The organism is Candidatus Methylomirabilota bacterium (assembly GCA_003104975.1).
In the GTDB taxonomy this organism is placed as follows: domain Bacteria; phylum Methylomirabilota; class Methylomirabilia; order Methylomirabilales; family Methylomirabilaceae; genus Methylomirabilis.
Genome location: PQAM01000010.1, coordinates 97,136 through 116,677, shown reverse-complemented (window position 1 = coordinate 116,677; position 19,542 = coordinate 97,136). Strand labels below are relative to the sequence as shown.

General features: G+C 58.6%; 16 protein-coding genes. 9 read left to right on the top strand and 7 right to left on the bottom strand.

The window, feature by feature from the left end:
* The first annotated feature begins 49 nt into the window (after positions 1-49).
* On the top strand, positions 50-919 hold the full coding sequence (locus C3F12_07405) for a hypothetical protein (GenBank protein PWB45894.1): 870 nt from the start codon (positions 50-52) through the stop codon (positions 917-919).
* Positions 920-1,112: 193 nt separating this feature from the next.
* Positions 1,113-1,451 carry a metal-binding protein SmbP gene (locus C3F12_07400; GenBank protein ID PWB45893.1) on the top strand — a complete coding sequence of 113 codons (339 nt, stop codon included), beginning with the start codon at positions 1,113-1,115 and terminating at the stop codon, positions 1,449-1,451.
* A 54-nt stretch (positions 1,452-1,505) separates the two neighbouring features.
* On the opposite strand, the gene C3F12_07395 is transcribed toward C3F12_07400, so the two are convergent.
* On the bottom strand, positions 1,506-5,240 hold the full coding sequence (locus C3F12_07395; GenBank protein PWB45892.1) for a methionine synthase: 3,735 nt from the start codon (positions 5,238-5,240) through the stop codon (positions 1,506-1,508).
* 395 nt (positions 5,241-5,635) lie between these two features.
* Between C3F12_07395 and C3F12_07390 the strand changes: the two genes are divergently transcribed.
* Positions 5,636-6,478, top strand: coding sequence for a putative selenate ABC transporter substrate-binding protein (locus C3F12_07390; GenBank protein PWB46392.1), 843 nt, complete (start codon positions 5,636-5,638; stop codon positions 6,476-6,478).
* A gap of 216 nt (positions 6,479-6,694) precedes the next feature.
* Positions 6,695-8,221 carry a hypothetical protein gene (locus C3F12_07385; protein PWB45891.1) on the top strand — a complete coding sequence of 509 codons (1,527 nt, stop codon included), beginning with the start codon at positions 6,695-6,697 and terminating at the stop codon, positions 8,219-8,221.
* 74 nt (positions 8,222-8,295) lie between these two features.
* Here the strand turns inward: C3F12_07385 and C3F12_07380 are convergent, their stop codons facing one another.
* From C3F12_07380 to C3F12_07355, 6 genes are all read right to left on the bottom strand, one after another.
* A complete protein-coding gene (locus C3F12_07380; GenBank protein PWB45890.1) occupies positions 8,296-11,025 on the bottom strand; it encodes a hypothetical protein in 2,730 nt (909 codons plus the stop codon).
* A gap of 84 nt (positions 11,026-11,109) precedes the next feature.
* On the bottom strand, positions 11,110-11,586 hold the full coding sequence (locus C3F12_07375) for a hypothetical protein (GenBank protein PWB45889.1): 477 nt from the start codon (positions 11,584-11,586) through the stop codon (positions 11,110-11,112).
* 19 nt (positions 11,587-11,605) lie between these two features.
* Positions 11,606-12,067: a hypothetical protein gene (locus C3F12_07370; protein PWB45888.1), complete on the bottom strand. Its 462-nt coding sequence runs from the start codon at positions 12,065-12,067 to the stop codon at positions 11,606-11,608.
* Positions 12,068-12,135: 68 nt separating this feature from the next.
* A complete protein-coding gene (locus C3F12_07365; GenBank protein PWB45887.1) occupies positions 12,136-12,873 on the bottom strand; it encodes a hypothetical protein in 738 nt (245 codons plus the stop codon).
* Between the two features lie 62 nt (positions 12,874-12,935).
* Positions 12,936-13,358, bottom strand: a complete 423-nt coding sequence (locus C3F12_07360; GenBank protein PWB45886.1) for a hypothetical protein — start codon at positions 13,356-13,358, stop codon at positions 12,936-12,938.
* A gap of 426 nt (positions 13,359-13,784) precedes the next feature.
* Positions 13,785-14,072: a hypothetical protein gene (locus tag C3F12_07355; protein PWB45885.1), complete on the bottom strand. Its 288-nt coding sequence runs from the start codon at positions 14,070-14,072 to the stop codon at positions 13,785-13,787.
* 475 nt (positions 14,073-14,547) lie between these two features.
* Between C3F12_07355 and C3F12_07350 the strand changes: the two genes are divergently transcribed.
* The 5 genes from C3F12_07350 to C3F12_07330 all read left to right on the top strand — a co-directional run bounded on the left by C3F12_07350 (position 14,548) and on the right by C3F12_07330 (position 19,526).
* On the top strand, positions 14,548-16,032 hold the full coding sequence (locus C3F12_07350; GenBank protein PWB45884.1) for a hypothetical protein: 1,485 nt from the start codon (positions 14,548-14,550) through the stop codon (positions 16,030-16,032).
* 17 nt (positions 16,033-16,049) lie between these two features.
* Positions 16,050-17,117 (top strand): zinc ABC transporter substrate-binding protein, encoded by a 1,068-nt coding sequence (locus C3F12_07345; GenBank protein ID PWB45883.1) that lies wholly within the window; start codon positions 16,050-16,052, stop codon positions 17,115-17,117.
* Positions 17,118-17,124: 7 nt separating this feature from the next.
* Positions 17,125-17,895 carry a metal ABC transporter ATP-binding protein gene (locus C3F12_07340; GenBank protein ID PWB45882.1) on the top strand — a complete coding sequence of 257 codons (771 nt, stop codon included), beginning with the start codon at positions 17,125-17,127 and terminating at the stop codon, positions 17,893-17,895.
* The gene (locus C3F12_07335) at positions 17,871-18,758 is read left to right on the top strand and encodes a hypothetical protein (GenBank protein PWB45881.1); all 888 of its coding nucleotides are present in this window, start codon (positions 17,871-17,873) and stop codon (positions 18,756-18,758) included. The genes C3F12_07340 and C3F12_07335 overlap by 25 nt, the downstream gene beginning before the upstream one ends.
* 159 nt (positions 18,759-18,917) lie before the next feature.
* Positions 18,918-19,526, top strand: coding sequence for a peroxiredoxin (locus tag C3F12_07330; GenBank protein PWB46391.1), 609 nt, complete (start codon positions 18,918-18,920; stop codon positions 19,524-19,526).
* Positions 19,527-19,542 lie beyond the last annotated feature (16 nt).

Below are 19,542 nucleotides of genomic sequence, written 5' to 3'. Positions count from 1 at the left end.
ACAACGCGAATTTTTGAACATGCACGACCCACACACAAGGAGAACACAAATGCACCGAGCAAGAACGGTCCTTTTCTTGTCCCTTCTGGCGGCCTCTTTGATCGCCACCCAGGCATGGGCATTTCCACATGCCAATGTCCAATCCAAAGATACCCTCGATGCCTATACCGGCAGGAACTACCAGGAAGGGACGAGTGCTGTCTTGAGTATTTCCATAGGCCACGGATGTACCATGTCCGGGGAGTCGTATTCCACGCGGATGGTCACAGCGCTCTTCCCCAACGGTCTTGACCCCGATCTCGGCGGTATCGCGTATACCACCGATGGAACGACCAACTATGAAGGTAATGCGGTATATGGGATCAAGCCGGTCGTCGATTACGATTGGAAAGAGATCATACCGATTACCGGTGATGTCCCGCATTATTACAACCATGGCGTGAAGACCACGGACGTCCGCGCGGTACATTGGCGCTGGGGCTACATCCCGGATAACTTCGTAGGGTATGCGGACGTCAGTGTCAGTTTCCCGAAATTTCTGCCGAATACATGCTACAACAAGATCGTCGTCGATATCCCGGTGGCGCAGTACTGCTCGGCAGACTCCAAGCATCAGCAAGATCACGAGTGGAGACGGGACCGCCTGAAGAAGAAGGATCTGCATCGGACCTATGTCTGGATGAAGGAACCGACCGCCATGTTTCCCACCGAGACGATTGTTGCCCCAGGTTACGTCGCCTCTTTGACCGTCGTCAGAAATCTGACCGCCAATCCGCTCCCGGTCTCCTGTAATGGCGTAGGGCAAACAATCGAGTTGTATCCGACAGCGGCCGATATAGATATGTATCTGCCACCACTCGATGGGAACGCGCCCGGCAGCAGCAGTGGTGGTAGCGGGGGCGGCGAACACGTGCATTAAGAGCGGGTTGCGTTGCCTCTCATAAGGGAATCAGCCGACCTGACGCTGTTACGCACCTTCGTCCTTATCTTGACACCTGAAAAAAAATCGTGATACAGTCGTTTCCCCTACCTCAGGCTGAAAGCGGCTTCGAGGGAAGGACAGCGCGTCGAGAGAGGGACGGTCGGCAACTTATTACGAGGAGGAAGGAAGGATGAGGCGAAAGCTCGCAGCAACGGTACTGGCTCTTGGGATGATCACATTTGTCGGTAGCGGCATGGCTTGGGCAGCGAAGACGCATATGGTCGAGGCGACCGAGCATACCCAGGCAGCCGTCGACCACGGTAAGGCTGGACATGCGAATGTCGTGGTAGAACATGCGACAGCAGCCCTTGCGCACACTGAGGCCGCACAGAAGGAGAAGGCCGATCCGCATAAGGAGGCGGCCATCAAGGGATTGAAAGAGGCCATCGAGCATGGGAAGGCCGGGCACGCCGATGTCGCGGGTAAGGCTGCGGCCGGAGCCCTCGAACACCTCAAGGCCGTAAAGTAAGGGCAATCAAAGATACGTAATGGGCAAGAGGCTGGCCCTCTTGCCCATTTTCTTTTACCGGCCGGGAGAATCCGGATCATAATTCAGGTGGGGCGAAAGCCACCGCTCTATCATCCGCACATCCATCCCCTTTCGCCGCGCATAATCCGACACCTGGTCCCGTCCGATTGTGCCCACCGCAAAATAGGTCGCTTGAGGGTGCGCAAAATAGAGTCCGCTCACCGAGCTGGCCGGCACCATCATACAGGTCTCCGTCAGAGAGATGCCGGCGTTGCGCTCCGCCTGCAGCAGATCGAAGAGCGCGCGTTTCTCAGAGTGATCCGGACAGGCCGGATAGCCGTGAGCAGGACGGATCCCGCGATACCGCTCCCGGATCAGATCCTCATTGGTAAGCTGTTCTCCGATCCCGTACCCCCACTCCGCCCGAACCCGCCGATGCAGGCATTCGGCAAAGGCCTCGGCCAGACGATCGGCCAACGCCTTGGCCATAATCGAGGAATAGTCGTCATGGGAGGCTTCATATCGTTGACAGAGATCGTCAAGACCATGGCCGGTCGTGACGGCAAATGCGCCGAGGTAGTCCGGACGCCCGGTCGATCTGGGCGCAATAAAATCGGCCAGCGCCAGATTGACTTGCCCTTCGCCCTTCTGCAATTGTTGGCGGAGCGTGTGAAAGGTCGCCAGCACCTGTGACCGCGAGTCATCGGTGTACAGTTCAACGTCGTCATCCACGCTGTTCGCCGGGAAGAACCCATAGACTGCCCGGGCGATGAGCGAACGCCGGCTGACGATCTGCTCCAGCAGATGTTGACCGTCCTCGAACAGTTCCTTGGCTTTAGGATTCTGCATGACCTCAGGATACCGGCCCCGCATCTCCCACGCATGGAAGAACGGGGTCCAATCGATATACGGCACGATCTCATCGAGCGGAAACCCGTCCAGCGCGCGGACACCGGTGAAGGATGGCGCGGGGAGGTCCGACGCCGCCCAATCAAGCTGAAGTCGCCGACGACGCGCCTCGGGCAGCGTCAGCAGCGCCCTCGGCTCACGCTCCTCATGTGCCAGCCTCACCCGCTCCTGATCCAATCGATTGCGTTCGACAAATGCCGTCCGCTGGTCCTGACTCACGAGGTTTCCGGCAACCACCACGGCCCGTGAGGCATCCGCAACATGGATCACCGGCTGGCTATACAGAGGGGCGATCTTTACGGCCGTGTGGGTTCGACTGGTGGTCGCACCGCCGATCAGGAGCGGAATCTGCAGTCCTTCGCGCTTCATCTCTCGTGCCACATGCATCATCTCATTGAGCGACGGCGTGATCAGGCCGCTCAGCCCGATCATGTCCACCTGGCGGTCCCGAGCGGTCCTCAGGATCGTCTCGCACGGCACCATCACCCCCAGGTCGATCACCTCATAGTCGTTGCAGCCGAGCACCACCCCGACAATATTCTTGCCGATATCATGCACATCCCCCTTCACCGTCGCCAGCAGGACCTTTCGCTGCGCGTGCGTACGATCGGATGCCCGCCGCTCGGCTTCAATAAAGGGCAGGAGGTAGGAGACCGCCCGTTTCATCACGCGCGCGGTCTTCACGACCTGCGGCAGGAACATCTTTCCAGATCCAAAGAGGTCACCGACCAGATTCATGCCGGCCATCAGCGGGCCCTCAATGACAGTCAGCGGCCTGCCGTACTTCTGTCGCGCCTCCTCCACATCCGACTCGATATAGTCGCCGATTCCCTTCACCAGCGCATGCGTGAGCCGCTCCTCGACTGTCCCCTGTCGCCAGGCCTCATCTTTTGCGGCCGCTCGCCCCTCCGCCTTCACGCCTTTCGAAAATTCCACCAGGCCGTCGGTCGCGTCAGGGCGCCGGTTCAGCAGGACGTCCTCAACCAGCTCAAGCAACTCCTTGGGAATCTCCTCGTAGACCGTCAGTTGCCCGGCATTGACGATCCCCATATCCAGACCGGCCCGGATGGCATGATAGAGGAACGCCGAGTGCATCGCCTCACGGACCGGGTTATTCCCACGGAACGCGAACGAGACGTTACTGACACCGCCGCTCACCTTGCAGTGCGGTAGATTGGCCTTGATCCAACGCGTCGCCTCGATGAAGTCGACTGCATAGCGGTTATGCTCCTCGAGCCCGGTCCCAACCGTCAGAATGTTTGGATCAAAGATAATGTCTTGCGGCGGCAACCCGACCGTCTCGGTCAGCATTCGGTAGGCGCGGGCGCAGATCTCGATCTTGCGCTCCAGCGTATCGGCCTGCCCGCGTTCATCAAACGCCATCACGATGACGGCAGCCCCATACCGTTGGACGAGCTTGGCGCGTCGGATAAAGATTTCTTCGCCCTCTTTCAGGCTGATGGAGTTGACTACCGGTTTCCCCTGCACACACTTCAGGCCCGCCTCAATCACCGACCAGTCGGAGCTGTCGATCATGATGGGGACCCGAGCGATATCGGGCTCGCAGGCTATCAGGTTCAAAAACTGCACCATCGCCGCCTTCGCGTCGAGCATCCCCTCATCCATGTTGATATCGATGATCTGCGCCCCGCCCTCCACCTGCTGCCGTGCGATGGCGACGGCAGCCTCGTAGTCGCCGCTCCGGATCAGCTTGGCAAACGCCGCCGATCCGGCGATGTTGGTTCTTTCCCCGACATTGACGAACCCAACCTCGGGACAGATCGTCAGCGGCTCCAGTCCGCTCAATCGGGTATGTGGCTGACGACGAGGAGGAACGCGCGGTTGGAACTCCTGCATCGCATTTGCAATCGCCCGAATGTGAGCGGGGGTTGTTCCGCAGCAGCCGCCGACGATGTTCAGCCAGCCGCTCTTTGCAAAGTCGCTGAGATCGTCCGCCATCATCGCCGGCGTCTCATCGAAGCCCCCGAAGGCGTTGGGCAGACCGGCGTTGGGATAGCAACTAAGACGTACCGGAACAAGCTGCGCGAGCTCCTCAACGTAGGGGCGCATCTGTTTGGCCCCGAACGCGCAGTTGATGCCCACGCTCAACAAAGGCATATGAGCAACAGAATTCCAAAAGGCTTCTACCGTCTGTCCGGATAGCGTGCGTCCGCTCTTGTCCGCAATCGTCACTGAGACCATGAGCGGTACGCGCCGTCCGATTACCTCGAAATACTGATCGATTGCAAACAGGGCGGCCTTGCAGTTCAGCGTATCGAAGACCGTCTCGACCAGCAGCAGGTCCACGCCGCCGTCCAGCAGCCCGCGGACCTGCTCGGTGTAGGCCGCGACTAACTGATCGAAGGTGATCGCGCGGCTGGCGGGATTATGGATATCGGAGGGAATCGACGCGGTACGATTGGTTGGGCCGATCGACCCGGCTACGAAGCGCGGATGACTCGGATCGTTGACCATCGCCGCCTCAACGGCGTTGCGCGCGGCCCGTGCACCAGCGACGTTCAGGTTGTAGGCCAGCGACTGCAGCCGATAATCGGCCATCGAGATCGTCGTCGAATTGAAGGTGTTGGTCTCGATGATATCAGCCCCGGCGTCCAGGTACTGGCGATGAATCGCCTCGATAATGGCCGGCTGCGTGATCGACAATAGATCGTTGCACCCTTTCAGATCGCAGGGGTGGTCGGCGAACGCCTGCCCACGGAAGTCGGCCTCCGAAAGGTTGTACGTCTGGATCATCGTGCCCATCGCACCGTCAAGGACAATAATGCGACGCTGCAAGATCTGCTCAAGCGCCGTCGCCTGATGCACCCCTTCAGCTACGATGTCACGTACCTCGCGTCTGTTTTGCGTTCCGTCGCCCATCCCGCCCCCAATGGCGATCTACATCCTTGCGATTTCACTCTGTCCACTATACTGGAATCTCCACGTCCTCGCAAGGTACGCCCTGTGACTCCGACCACGTATCTGGTTCACGTACGAACACCGTGCAGCACTACAGGAACGGTATCCGACACCACCGATACTCGGCCCGCCGAACCGCATCAGTCGATACCGTCGCCCGCGGACGACGCACAGGCGACGCTTCATCGATGCGGCTCGTTTACGGCATAGTTATTTCCTATTTGACCTATTGGATATCATCGACTACTTTTACACACATTGAAATGCATACGTGAAGTCTGCGCTGCGGCTGACCCGTCACCCGCCGGTCCCACAACTACGCTGGAGGAGCGGTTATGAACATGACTCGATTCGTTATGACGTGCGTTGCCGTCGCCCTGGTGAGTATTCACGCCTCAGCCTGGTCTGAGATGCCAAAGGAGCTGCGGATCTCGGCCATCCCGGATGAGAATCCTACCGAGCTGATGCGGATCTACACACCCTTCGCCGAATATCTGAGTCGAGAGATCGGCATTCCTGTCAAATTTTATCCAGTCGTAGACTACGCGGCCACCGTCGAGGGGCTGGCAGCGAAAAAGCTGGATATGGTCTGGTACGGGGGATTCACCTTCGTTCAGGCTCGACGGCGGACAGGCAACGCGATCCCCCTGGTCAGCCGAGAGGAGGACTTGCAGTTCCATAGTAAGTTCATCACCAGGCCGGATACGGGAATCAAGACGTTGGCCGACTTAAAAGGCAAGACCTTTTCGTTCGGCAGTGTCAGTTCGACGTCCGGCCATCTGATGCCGCGCTATTTCCTCCTGCAGAACGGGATCAATCCGGAGCGGGACTTTACGACATTCAGCTTCAGCGGGGCGCATGATGCGACGGCCCTATGGGTCGAAAGCGGCAAAGTGGATGCCGGCGCTTTAAATGAGGCGGTGTGGGATAAGCTGGTCGACCGCAAGAAGGTCGATCCCAACAAAGTGAAGGTCTTTTGGACGACCCCCCCGTATATCGACTATGTCTGGACCGTGCGGGGCGATCTGGACCGTGCGCTGGTGGACAAAATTGCCGCAGCCTTCATCCGGCTGAACTATACGAATCCTACGGACAGGGCGTTAATGGACCTACAGCGAACCAAGGGATACGTCCGCGTCACCGTTGAACAGTTTAAGCCGGCTGAAGACGCCGCCATTGCTGCGGGACTTCTGCAGTAGCGCGAGCAGACCGCTCGATTCACCCGATCGAGCTTGAAAGGTTTTGCCCGCCGCAACCTATCCGTACAAGCGTTTGGCCTGACGATTCAATAAGACGAGCCGGACCGTCTCGCGTCATAGCTTGGCAGATCGGCAGTGTCGGTGATACAATGCGCACCTGCTAACCTCCCGCCTTGGAGCATAGCGGTTCACCTAAAAAGTAGGGGGAAAAGAATCATGGCTCAAAGATGGCGATGGATTCGTAGTGTCGTTTTGGGCAGCGCCCTGCTGCTCGCCCCGGTAGGGGCGTGGGCCGACAAGCTCACCGAGCTGGAGCAGGCCTTTGAGGCGCAGCAGCGGTCGTTGCAGCAGTTACGGCAGGAGATGCAGCGGCTGCGGCAGGAGCGCACCACGCAACAGGACGAGGTGACCCGACGTATGATGGAGGTGGAGAAGCAGGCCGCGGAGGCTGCGGCGCCCTCCCTCCAGACCGGATATGACCCCGTGCCCGGAAAGGGGTTCTTTCTGAAATCGGCTGATGGCCAGTTCAGCCTCAGCCTGCGTGGGTTCATGCAGAACTGGTTCATCGTTGAAGGGGCGCGGAAAGAGGAAGGATTCCCGGGCGTCGTCGATGGACAAGACCTGACGAAAGCCGGGCTGGCGCGACACGATCCGAGCACCTTTCGGATCCGCCGCACCCGGCTGATCATCAGCGGCCAGGTCTTCAGGGACTTCGGCTTTCTGATCGAGCCGGAGATTACGGGCGGCTCCATCGGTACGCGGCTTGAGGAGGCCTACGCCAACTATACATACGCCCCGTGGGCGAAGGTGACCCTTGGACAGTACAAGGCCCGATTCGGCCTCGAGATGCTCACCTCGTCACGGGACCTGGACTTTGCCGAGCGGGCGGTGATTTCACGGGCATTGTCCCCGGAATATCAAGTCGGCGCCACCGTCGAGGGCAACCTGAAGCTTGCTGCCGTACCGGTCTACTACGGGGTGGGGATCTATAACGGCTGCGGCCGGGTCGACCAGTGCCCCAACAGCATCGACAACGACGGCGATAAGGAGTTCACCGGCCGCGTGACCTTTGCACCGCCGGTCCCCGTTGGGACGCTCACCATCGGTCTGAATGCCGATCACCGCACCTTTCGGGTCGTACGAGGCAATGGCGCCACCGATCCCGCGGGGGTGACGAGACCGGTCGGGGGCGGTTCGCCGTTTCACCGCTTCAATCCGGTCGGCCCGACGAATGTCAGGCTGGCCGGCAACGGCGAAGGCGGGACGCAGAACGGCTTCTTGATCAACGGCAATCGGGTCACCGGCGGCGGCGATATCGTCTTCGACCTCTACCCGTTCGTCATCAAGGGCGAGTACGCCTACGCCTCCCAGGAACGTGACGGCCTGGGCGCCGGAGACGGAAACCTCGATAACCTCATCATGCAGGGCGGGTATGGGTCGATCGGCTACTGGGTCTTCGGCAACAAGCTGAAGGGCCTGCTGGTCAACGGCCGCTATGAGCATGTCCGCATCGATGATAACAAGGGTACATTTACGTCGCCGGTGACGGCCGCTAACGAGCGACCGATGGAGTTGCGCTCCGGTACCATCGGTCTGAACTGGTATATCAACCACAACGTCCGCCTGCGGGGCAACTATATCGTCACCAACCTCAGCCCGCACAGCAATGCGGTCGGATTGAGCAATGCCGAGGACGGCGGTGTCGCCCATCAAGGGATCGCCGAACTGCAAGTCCAGTTCTAAGCCCATCATGAAAGTACGCGGATCAGCTTTCGACACACTCAGGTTGGTCAGGTGGTGGTGTACCGCGGCTCCCCTTACGTATGCACAGATCCCCGATATCCCCTTTTGCCCGGCGTCACGCCGAATTGGATGCGGTGGACAAATCCTGCCTCATTGATCGATACGGTTGTGGGCCAACAATTCACGCCGAATAACCGGGCGATGCGCCGGTCTGTATCCGCAACAAAATTGAAGGTGAAACCGTTTTCCTTCAACAGCTCCCGAGTGCGGTGTGAATCTTTTTCATCGTTGATGGCCAGAATAACCCAACCATCGCGAGCGAATCGATCATACAGTTTCTGAAGATGCCGCAGCTCGGCCAGGCATGGCTCAGACCAGGATTTCCAGAAGTTCAGGAGCACGGGTCGTCGGCGTAACCTACGAAGCGCGATCCACTGACCCTTCAGATACTCAAAGATGAAGTCGGGAGCGGGCTGGCCGACTCGCACCTTCAAATGACGTTGCTGCCAGCGGAGCGGCCTTCCCGCCACGAGGTGTTCGTCGAAGACGGCTTTGAGAGAAGCGACCTCTAATGGGCCGACCTGCTGCCATACGGTCTTGCCCTGGGGATTCACCAGGAACGTCACTGGCGTCTCCGTCACGCGAAAGGCCTTCGCCCAACCCCCCTCAGCATCCTCAGTTCTGGCCCACCCTACGTTGGCATCCGCCCTCAACGGCTGTACACGCAGCCCCCGCGGCACGACTGCGATCACAAACACGGCGGAGTCCTTCCGTCTCCGCGCAACCAAGGCATCGCGCAATACCGGCCAGGTTGAGGTCGACGGAGAGCCTGAGAAGTGCACGAGTAGATGTGCTCCGAAGGGATGTCGCGGTCGAGGCCCACCTGGCCGCAACTTCGGCGGCCACACCTCGATGTGTGCAACGACGCCGCCTTCGGAGTCCGGGACCTCGACGACAAACCCACCGCCTCCGACTTCCTCAAGCAGTCCAGGGCCCACCGCCGGTGCACCGATACCACACGACCAGCCCGACACGTCCCTTGGCGGAGCGCCTTGAACCCCCGACACTTCCAGGCACCACCGTAGCGGCTGGAGTCCATTTTCCCCAATCTCTCCACCTAAGCGACCGATAAATCGAGCGATGAACTGGTGTGCCTTTACGATCTCTTGTTCAACTCGCTCCTCACTCCCATGCACCCATCGAAATCGCCGGACGGTACCGCCGGGGATCCAACTGTTAAGGGCGTTGAACTCATAATCGATCGCGCTTGGATCAACTGAATTGTATAGGTTGAGCGCTTCACCTGCCCTGATGACAAGGTATGTCTTACCGAGATCATCTATCCGCCATCGATTGCCTTCCTCCTCTGTGATAATGGCAGGGTGATCTGAAGGGGGAAAGCCCTGGAGTTCCTCTAGTACTCTCCGGAACTCTTGCGAAAGAACTCCCTGTTCCAGATCATCCTGGAACGTCAACCCAATGCGAATCAACAATACTGGTGTCCGAGAGGGCCAGGTGGATATCGTTTCAAAGGTGGCAACTACGTCCTGCCACGGCCCAAAGTCCAGCGCGCCCCGCACGATTACGCCCTCAGATTGGATCTCAGTCGCCATATAGATCACAGTGGGGTCGGGGGTTCGCAAGCCTGGAAGAATATCGCGAAATGCCGCCGGCGGGCCCCCCACCAAAGGGCCGGCATCCCGAAGGATCTGATCGCGTGCCGTGCGCACTCTCCCCACCATTTCGTCAGTAACGCGTCCCTCAGCGAATTCCAAAAAGAAAGGGAGGTTGAGGTCCAGGTCCACATGCGGGTCGTCGGGCGCATCAAGACTGATGTTGTCTCCGTCCGCGTTCAGCCTGAAATCTTGGGTCACCGTAAATGTGCCGCCACGGTTGTTAACCGTCAGCTCGCCGCCAACGCTCAGCCGAATTCGTCCCTCGCCCAGTTCCACGCGCACGCTGTCCAGGTCTAAGCTCACAGAGTAGTTGACCGTTACACCAAATATCCAGAACCCTATCCTTGCGGTACCTATGATGCTGCGCGGCAGCCTGTCTCGCATGACGTCAAGCAGGGTTGCGACGAGGAAATCCCGGCCAATAGCGATGGCGAAGTCATCCGCCTCCTGTAGAAACACCTCGGTAACCCCGGCGAGGTCTTCCGGGGAAGGCGCCTGATCCGTCACATTCAGCAGTACAGCAACCGCCGGTTGCTGATCGTCGGGCATCGTCCTGAACCGCCAATGATGAACGCGGAGCGGCTCCCCCCGTGCCGGCAACCTCACAACGGCATTCACGGGCTCGAAGCCGGTCCTCACAATCTCACGGATGATTTGATTGACGAGATTCGTCTCCTCGTCAGATAAGGCAACGCCATCACCCTCTTCCGAGCCGGCACCAGGATCCGGGGTGAATGTGACTTCCAGGTCGTCAGCGCCAAAATCGATCGCAATGACGTTCTCCGTCTCAGAGGTGGTCTGTACCACGTCAAGCGTCACCGCTATCTCGCCGTGGACAAATTCTGGCACGGCAGCACTGTCGTGACTTGCCGCCATGTACGCCATAAGCTGACAGTGGATCGTGATCTTCGACGCATTCTCGCCCGCCGGGAGTGTTACTGTGGGAGTCGACACTTGAATCTGCGCGGTCCCCCGCACCGCCGTTTCAGCATCGTCAATTCTTATAGCAAAGGTGTGGAAATACACCTGGGGATCCTGACCCTGGTGCTGAACGGCAAGGACACGATTCACGGCCTGCATGCCGAACTCGGCAACGACATCAAATTCGCCCGTTAATGCATTAGCCATCTCAACCGTCCCCTTTCACGTGCCCGCCCTTCTAATGTCGCGCTTTCAGCACTGGACTTGTCTGGCAGTCTTGATGCCAGTCGCTTATGAATCGGGGCACCCCCCAACACTCGACCGAACTTCAAATCCACCATCATCAAGCCGGCCAAGCTCGAATGAAACCTTGTACTCTTTGATTCCCTCAACTGGAAATGGGCAAATCGCTTCTCCCCACCCTTGCCAAGTTCCGTCCTGCGCAAGGGTCAAAAAACGGCACCGCACTACCCACTCCCCTGGCCTCGCTCCTTCGATAGCGTGTCGAAACAGGTTCACTCCCGCTGATTCCGGATCTGGTGCTGGGTCCATCAGGGGAACCGGGTCCGCAGCCTCCTCATCAATGGTCCAACTGAAAACCACCTGCGGTTGTTCAGCAATATCCGCAATTTCATATCTGAAATTCATGGTCACCTTTGGAAGGGGACTAACGGCCCCTCCCAATTGGGCCGTACAACCGACAAAGCTGAAGAGCAACACAATAGGCACCAACAAAAATGGTGTGAGCAGCACGAACCAGTCGATCATTATTTCGGCTCCTTGTCACTCACTCGCATCCGGTTACAGTCAACATTTCGGCTCCTGCCGCGGCATCAAAAGAGACTTGGCGATCGCCGTCAACCATCAGAGTGCAAGGCCCGGACCCAATGATTTGGCCTACAGCGTTGCCGGGTAATACGGTGCACTGGACTGTGTATATTCCAGTACTCAATTCCGTCTCGAGCTCGTATAGGTACCATTGATCCTCTTGGGTATCGTCTGGGGCACCATCCTTATACAATGGGATTACGTCTCCATCCTCTGGAGTGATGTTTATGAGTACAATGAACTCAGTGACGCCCGGTTCAGCGAGCGAGGGATGAAATCTGACGACGAAAGAGACTTGATACGGTACAGGCACGGGAGGAACCCCAAGCAGTGGAGATTCGTTTAAGGTACAGCCGATAAAAACGAAAAGGATCACGATAGGCAGTACGAGCAGAGGTGTCAATATTGTAAACCAATCCATTAGGTGTATTCCTCATGTCTGCAATAGCAACCAATTCATCATGATTCCCTTTTCAGGTGATATCGCTTCTATCTGTACCACACCACCACAAAAGCTGTTGCGGCCAGTCCGACTATGGCCGCCGAGATCACGTGATTGATAGACAGTGTCCCCACTTTATTCTGTTGCTCACGGGTAGACTCCAAACCTAAGCGCCCGATGCCATAACCGGCCAGACAGTACAGGAACAGCGCACCGGGAAAGGGCAGCCGACTCGATAACCCAACGGCCCCGACCAGGAGCAACATTGCCCATCCCGCATCCAACACTTGAGTTGGGATGCGCCGTTTCCATATGCCGCGATGATCGGGGAGATAGAGGGCCAAGCGTCCTTCGGTCGGTCGGCCACTACAGCAGCCGTTCAATAGACACCCAATGCGGCCACAGATCATCCCGATCAAAATGGTGAAGGTCGCCACGTCCCAGAAGGCTCCGAAGGACAGTCGAAGGAAGCTGAGCAGCGGCACGGAGGTCAACAAGGCGAACGGCAAACCACCATACATCGCCATGCCGCCTTCTGAGCGACGCCAGATCCGCGCGGGTGCCCGACGGTAGGTTTTCCAATGTAAGGCCACATGCCACAGCCTCGCTCCAACCAGAGCCGGAACAAGCAATAAGAACGTCGCCAAAAAGATGGCAGCCGAGTTCAACCCAGCCCGATTAGCCGCATAATTTCCCCCAACAATCCCGAAGACCAGTCCAAGATACTGCATTGCGGGGTAACTATAAATCGTAATTGTCCGCCAGCGCCATAGAACGCGTCGCATTCCAGCCTCCCGATTGCCTCATCAGAGCGATTGACCCCTCGATACCAGTCTAAGGGAAGCGATTAACGCATGAACCAGAAGGCGATTGTCACGCCCGAGACGATAGCAATATCCGCCAGGTTGAATACACGCCGGAAGCCAATGTCAATGAAGTCAATCACGGCCCCGCGGCTAAGTCTGTCAAGGACGTTGCTGGTTGCACCGCCGAGAGCTGCGCCGAGACCCACGCGAGCAACGTGATTCCCGAAGAATGGCCCATACTGAACCAGAATCATAAGGCTGAGAGCAGTCAGTCCCCACAGCAGCAACCACGCAAGCCGGTTTCTTATAATTCCCGCGCTCCCTCTCGAATTTGTGACGCACCTGAGCCGCAGCAGTGGTCCTAGCGAGAGGAACTGCCCTTTCACAAGAAGCCTCACAATCATCTTCTTGCTCGACTGATCAATCGCTATAACCGAACCCGCGGATAATAGCACTTCTATCACGTGATCATCGCCCTCGAGCCGAACCCCAACTCCGTATGCTGATCAGTACATTCGAATTGCTGAACTTCCTGCGCATAGGCGGACGTTCCGGGCTTTCTAAGGATCAGACTGTAGCTCCTGAAAATACGACGGCCCTTCAGGGCTCACTTGCCCCAAAGGGCCGTACATACGTATTCCTTCACCTGAACGCTGATCTGGCTCGGATGCGGAACCCCGCCGACCGCCATCTCCGTATCCTCCTCTTGCGCAGCACAGGAGGCACCGTTGAAGCAGCACGATGGTAATGCCCTGATCGGGTGGAGGTCAAGCCCAAAGTGCAGCCGGCTGTTTCGTGGGAGTCAGTTTTACCTGTCAGTTTTACCTTGACAGGGCTGAAGTGCCTTGGTATGAGTTGCCCGAATTCTGGAGGCTAGGAGGCGCAAGCCGTTAAGCCATGCGTGGCGGCAGGCAGGCATGCAAACCAATCTCGGATGGGGGAAGGTGAAAAGACGCTGGCAGGGCGAGGGGCGGCGCAGAAACGAACGTTTGGCGGCGGCCCTTGTAGTGTTGGCCATCGGCTTTCTGCTGTTGGCCCCTGATCCCCATGATCATGGGGATGCCGGCTCGCTCGGCGGGCTGCTTCGGCTGCTGCTGCCCAGTTCCACTCAGACCCATGATACTCATCACTCCGAAGACGAACCTCAGCCGGAAGCGAACGGGTCTTGCCCGATCCATTTCTGGCATCAGGTCGCCGCAACCGGCCTTCTTGTTGCACTTCTACTACAGTTTTTCTTTGGTTCACTTCCACACAATCCTCCATTCGTTACACTTCTCTACGTCACCGATCTCGGATCGTCTCACAGCCGCGCCCCGCCCGTTTTCCTCTCATAGTGAAATCATTCTAGAGTCCTGTTTCTGAAATTCGTTGCCTATTTTCGGACGTCATTCTGCCCCCGATCAGGTCGGGGGCCGCATCGCGGGCGCGAGCCGGAATCCAGGAAATAACGGGAGTTTTGGATTCCCGCTTTTGCGGGAATGACGGCCTCGGAAATGAAGTCAAGAAGTGTTTGGGATACTACACTGGCCTTCGGTCAGTAAGTCAGTTGCCCTGACGTTCAAATCGGTCGGGATAGCTCTGCTTCCCCGAGTGACCCTGCGTGTTGGGGTGTCCCGATCGGGTCGGACTATCCTCTTTGAGGAGGAACACTCGATGCGTACCCTCTCCATCACACAGCTATGCCTGATGACGATCACGTGCCTCGCCGCACTGATTGTCGGAACGGGAGTGACGTGGGCACAGGGCAAGAACCCGGAGCTGGAGGCCCTCAAGAAGGAGGTACAAGAGCTTCGGCGGCGCGACGTCGAAAAGGATAAGAAGTTGGAGGAGCTTCAGCGTCAGATCGAAGTGATGCGATCTCAGTTGCCGGCAGCGGAGAAACCCGTAACCCCTGAAACGGCGCTTGAGCAGGCGCTAAAGGAGATCGAGGCGCCGACGCAGCTACCCGCAACGACCGATCTCCTCTCCCGCCAGATCGGCGGGAGTACCTTCCGCCTGATCGATATCTCGCTGGATGGCTTGTTCGCAGCGGGAACCTCTACCAAACGGGAAGCTACGATTCGGGATCTTGAGGGTGGCGATCATGATCCGCGCAAGCGCGGCTTCACGGTCCAGAATGTTGAGCTGTCATTCACAGGCGCCGTTGACCCGTACCTGACGGGTGAGGCCCACATCATCTATCTCATCGATCCTGAAGTCGGCGACACCCGTATCGAGCTGGAGGAGGCGTTCCTGACGACGCAGGCGCTGCCATATGGACTGCAACTGAAGGCCGGGCATTTCTTCACCGAGTTCGGCCAGATCAATCCCCAGCATCCCCATCAATGGCACTGGCTGGATCAGCCGGTCATCAATACACGCCTGTTCGGACCTGATGGCCTGCGGCAGACCGGCGTTCGGTTGGGGTGGCTCACGTCGCTTCCCTGGTACTCTCAACTGTACGTCGGCGTCCAGAATGCGACCGGCGAGATCGCGGCCAGTTTCCTGTCGAACGACGAATTCTTTGAGGAGCGGCCGATCGGCGGACGACCGTTTGTCGACCGAGACGTAAGAAACCTTGGCGACCTGCTCTATCTGCTCCGTTGGGAAAACTCCTGGAACGTCAGCAACACAGTGACAACCAAATTCGGCCTTTCAGGCCTGTTCGGTCCGAATGCGACGGGCCGCAACGGCGATACGCGCATCTATGGGACGGATCTCAAGTTGACCTGGCGTCCCGCCACCCACTTCCGCGGATGGCCGTTCTTTCTCTGGCAGTCAGAGGCGATGGGCCGGGACTATGTGGCGGACCGGTTCTCTGACGGAACGATCGATCTGCCGCGCAAGACATTGCGGGACTGGGGCTTCTATACCCAGGCGCTGTATGGGTTCACCTATGGGTGGGCGGCCGGGCTGCGCTACGAATATGCGAGCGGAACCGGGGCCAGCGTGCTGACCTACAACGGTCGAGCGAACGACCCATTCCGGGACGACCGGCATCGGATTTCGCCGCTGCTCGTCTGGCATCCCTCTGAGTTCTCGCGGCTTCGCCTGCAGTATAACTATGACCGAGCGGATCATCTGGAACACCAGAACGCACATTCGGTCTGGTTGGGGGTGGAATTCCTCTACGGCGCTCACCCTGCACATAGGTACTAACGACGGGGGCATTGCATATGCTGAAAACACTTTCAAACCTGTCTACGCTGTGCGTGTTAGGTTGTGCTTTAGGCGCTTTCGTCCTGACCGATTCGCGTGCCTCTTTTGCGCGACAAGAGGATGCGAAGTCGATTGCTGTGTGCGCCACGGTGCCGGACTTGGGGAGTCTTACCCGTGAGGTGGGCGGGGACCGGGTCTCGGTCACCGTGTTCGCCAAGGGAACGGAAGATGCGCATTTCATTGAGGCCAAGCCCAGCTTCATCAAGGCGTTGAGCCAGTGCGATCTCTACCTCCAGGCGGGAATGGACCTGGAGATCGGTTGGGCCCCGGCTCTCCTGCAGAACGCGCGGAATGCGGCAGTCCTGCCCGGCGGTCGCGGGTATCTTGATGCCTCCATGGCTATCCAGCGCCTGGAGGTGCCCACCGGTCCGGTCGATCGTTCGATGGGCGACGTGCATCCCCTTGGTAACCCCCACTATCTGCTGGATCCGTTGAATGGCCTCAAGGTCGCCGGACTGATCCGCGATAAGCTTGGAGAACTGCGACCGGACAGCAAGCCCTATTTCGACAATCGTTACGCCGCCTTCCACCTGAGACTGGGCACCGCTCTGGTGGGTGAGGCGCTCGCCAGAAAGTACGATATTGAAAAGCTCGCGCTGCTGTACGAACACGGTAAGCTTGCTCCCTTTCTGAAGGGGCAGGGCGAGGCACCCCTGCTTGGAGGATGGTTGGGGAAGATGCTTCCCCATTTCGGAACGAAGATCGTTGCCGATCACAACCTGTGGCCTTACTTCGCTCGTCGGTTTGGGATCACAGTCATCGGCTTCATGGAACCGAAACCAGGTATCCCTCCGACGACCAGACACCTGAGCGAGCTGGTGGATCGGATGAAAGCTGAAAAGGTACAGATCGTCCTTGCCGCACCGTATTACAACCTGCGCCACGCCCAGTTCATTGCACAACACACGGGCGCCCGGGTCGTGAACCTGACCCACCAGGTAGGAGGTCGCGACGGGACCGATGACTACCTTACAATGATTGACTATAATGTGAGAGAGATAGCCGCGACCTTAGGAGGCCCATAGGTACGAGATGGAACAGGATGACGTCGTTCTGAAAGCGACGGGGCTGACCGTGGGCTACGCGCGCCGGACTGTGCTGGACCGCGTCACCGTCGAGTGCCGAAAAGGCGAGTTCTGGTTCTTCATCGGACCGAACGGCTCCGGCAAGACGACGCTGATTCGCGCCATACTTGGGATTGTGCGTCCATGGGACGGCCAACTATGGCTTCATCCTAATCTCGCTCGACGGGAAGGGATCGGATTTGTTCCGCAGCGGTGCGATCTGAATCCGGCCCTCCCCACGACGGTCCGAGAATTTGTCATACTCGGGCTTGTGGGCATTCGACTGAGTAAAACCGAAGAAACAGAGCGGCTTCAATGGACGCTTGACAAGGTTGATCTGGGAGGGATGGCGGGGCGCGACTACTGGTCCCTTTCCGGCGGGCAACGGCAACGGGCGCTGGTGGCTCGAGCGCTGATACGACGACCCGATCTGCTGATCCTCGACGAACCGACGAACGGCCTGGACCTCTCGACGGAAGACGCCTTCCTGCGACTGCTCGCCGACCTGAATCGGACGGAACACCTGACGCTCGTCTTCGTCACCCACGAAATCGCTATCGCCGCCCGATATGCCACACACCTGGCGTTCTTCCGGTCGGGCGGCGTCGAGTCCGGACCGCGCGAGCAACTGCTCACCCGAGCCGTCCTTGAACGGGTGTATGGGGTGGACGTAGAGGTCACACGCGATCCCTCAGGCGCTGTCGCAGTCCGGGTCTGTCCCTCTGGAGCACGCCCGTGATCGAGGAGTTCCTCTCGTCATGGCCGCTATTCCAGAATACCTACCTCGTCGGTTGGTCGATCGCCCTCCTGCTCTCGCTGGTGGGGGTGCTGGCGGTTGCCCGCGATCAGATATTCATCGGCGCGGCCATGTCGCAGGCTGGGGCGCTGGGCATCGCCTTGGCGATGTGGATCGGGGCGTGGGTCGCCCCGACGACGCTTCCCTGGTTCCACTCGGATGAATTCCTGTCCGCCATGGCCGTGGCGTTCTCACTGGTCGCCGCGCTCATGACAGGCGGCTGGGCGGAAACCGATCGGGAGAGCCACGAGGCGATCACCGGATGGGTATTTCTGCTGTCGGCCAGCCTCTCTATCCTCATCGTCTCCCACAGCCCGCACGGTCTGGAAGAGATCCATCGGCTGCTTGCCTCGAGCATCATCGGCGCCACTCGCGCCGACGTCTGGGCTTTCAGCGCGCTCGCCGGTCTGACCGCACTCTTCCTGACGGCCGCCCATCGGCGCACCTTACTCTTCCTGATGGACCCCGCCATGGCCGCTGCCGTGGGAATGCATACCGGTCGATGGGCTGCGATCATCTCCACCCTGCTTGGTCTCGCCGTGGGGTTATCCATCCGATCGTCCGGGATGTTGTATACGTTCGGATGCCTGGTGCTTCCCGCCCTGATCGCAAAGAACCTCTGCCGCGAGGTCGGCCCCATGTTTCTGGTCGCCCCCCTCGTCGCGATCCTTACAAGCATCATCACATTTGTACTTGCGAACCATTACGATTATCCCCCGGCGCCGATGACGGTTGCGCTGTTGAGCCTGCTGCTCACCCTCGCGTGGCTGTTCCGGCGGCTACGCCGGACGAACGGCATGTTCTGATCGGCCTGAAAAATCCTTGTTCGCTGGGGACAGACTATAGATTACAATAGTAGTGGTAATACATGGGCGTCTGGAGATATGATCCAGGGGCTTCCCGACACCAAGACCGGAAGGCTTGACCCCGATAATACCGTCAACGTCGCTTCACAGGAGGTTACCATGGTCAAGATTGGCTCAAAGGCGCCGGATTTTACGGCCAATACCACCAAGGGCCCCATTACGCTGTCACAGTTCCGCGGTAAATGGGTCCTGCTCTTCGCCCATCCAGCCGACTTCACACCGGTCTGTACGACGGAGTTTGTTGAGTTTGCCCGACGACACAAGGAGTTCAAGGACCTGAACTGCGAGGTGATCGGTCTGAGCGTCGACAGTATCTACTCGCATATCGAATGGCTCCGCCACATGGAGGAGAGCGCCAAGGTGAAGATGGATTTCCCGGTGATCGCCGACCCGGAGAAGACCGTGGCCAACCTCTTCGATCTGATCAATCCCGATGTCCAGCTCACCGTCCGTGGCGTCTTCTTTATCGACCCGGAGGGGGTCGTCCGTTTCGCCATGTACTATCCGATCCCGTTCGGGCGCAACATCGACGAGATCCTGCGGAGCCTCAAGGCGCTGCAGACCGTAGACAAGTACGGGGTCGCCTGCCCGGTCGACTGGCAGCCCGGTCAGGAGGTCATTGTGCCGCCGCCCCAGACCATTGATGAGGCCGACAAGCGCGCCAAGGCGGGCGCCGACCGCTGGTACATGATGCGGAAGAAGATCTAGCGTACATCTCTAAGTC

Excerpts from the sequence above, each read along its gene's own strand:
- C3F12_07355 (PWB45885.1), bottom strand. The coding sequence starts at position 14,072 with ATGGATCGGGCAAGACCCGTTCGCTTCCGGCTGAGGTTCGTCTTCGGA.
- C3F12_07405 (PWB45894.1), top strand. The coding sequence starts at position 50 with ATGCACCGAGCAAGAACGGTCCTTTTCTTGTCCCTTCTGGCGGCCTCT.
- C3F12_07385 (PWB45891.1), top strand. The coding sequence starts at position 6,695 with ATGGCTCAAAGATGGCGATGGATTCGTAGTGTCGTTTTGGGCAGCGCC.
- C3F12_07380 (PWB45890.1), bottom strand. The coding sequence starts at position 11,025 with ATGGCTAATGCATTAACGGGCGAATTTGATGTCGTTGCCGAGTTCGGC.
- C3F12_07340 (PWB45882.1), top strand. The coding sequence starts at position 17,125 with ATGGAACAGGATGACGTCGTTCTGAAAGCGACGGGGCTGACCGTGGGC.
- C3F12_07390 (PWB46392.1), top strand. The coding sequence starts at position 5,636 with ATGACGTGCGTTGCCGTCGCCCTGGTGAGTATTCACGCCTCAGCCTGG.
- C3F12_07375 (PWB45889.1), bottom strand. The coding sequence starts at position 11,586 with ATGATCGACTGGTTCGTGCTGCTCACACCATTTTTGTTGGTGCCTATT.
- C3F12_07345 (PWB45883.1), top strand. The coding sequence starts at position 16,050 with ATGCTGAAAACACTTTCAAACCTGTCTACGCTGTGCGTGTTAGGTTGT.
- C3F12_07330 (PWB46391.1), top strand. The coding sequence starts at position 18,918 with ATGGTCAAGATTGGCTCAAAGGCGCCGGATTTTACGGCCAATACCACC.
- C3F12_07350 (PWB45884.1), top strand. The coding sequence starts at position 14,548 with ATGCGTACCCTCTCCATCACACAGCTATGCCTGATGACGATCACGTGC.
- C3F12_07395 (PWB45892.1), bottom strand. The coding sequence starts at position 5,240 with ATGGGCGACGGAACGCAAAACAGACGCGAGGTACGTGACATCGTAGCT.
- C3F12_07370 (PWB45888.1), bottom strand. The coding sequence starts at position 12,067 with ATGGATTGGTTTACAATATTGACACCTCTGCTCGTACTGCCTATCGTG.
- C3F12_07400 (PWB45893.1), top strand. The coding sequence starts at position 1,113 with ATGAGGCGAAAGCTCGCAGCAACGGTACTGGCTCTTGGGATGATCACA.
- C3F12_07365 (PWB45887.1), bottom strand. The coding sequence starts at position 12,873 with ATGCGACGCGTTCTATGGCGCTGGCGGACAATTACGATTTATAGTTAC.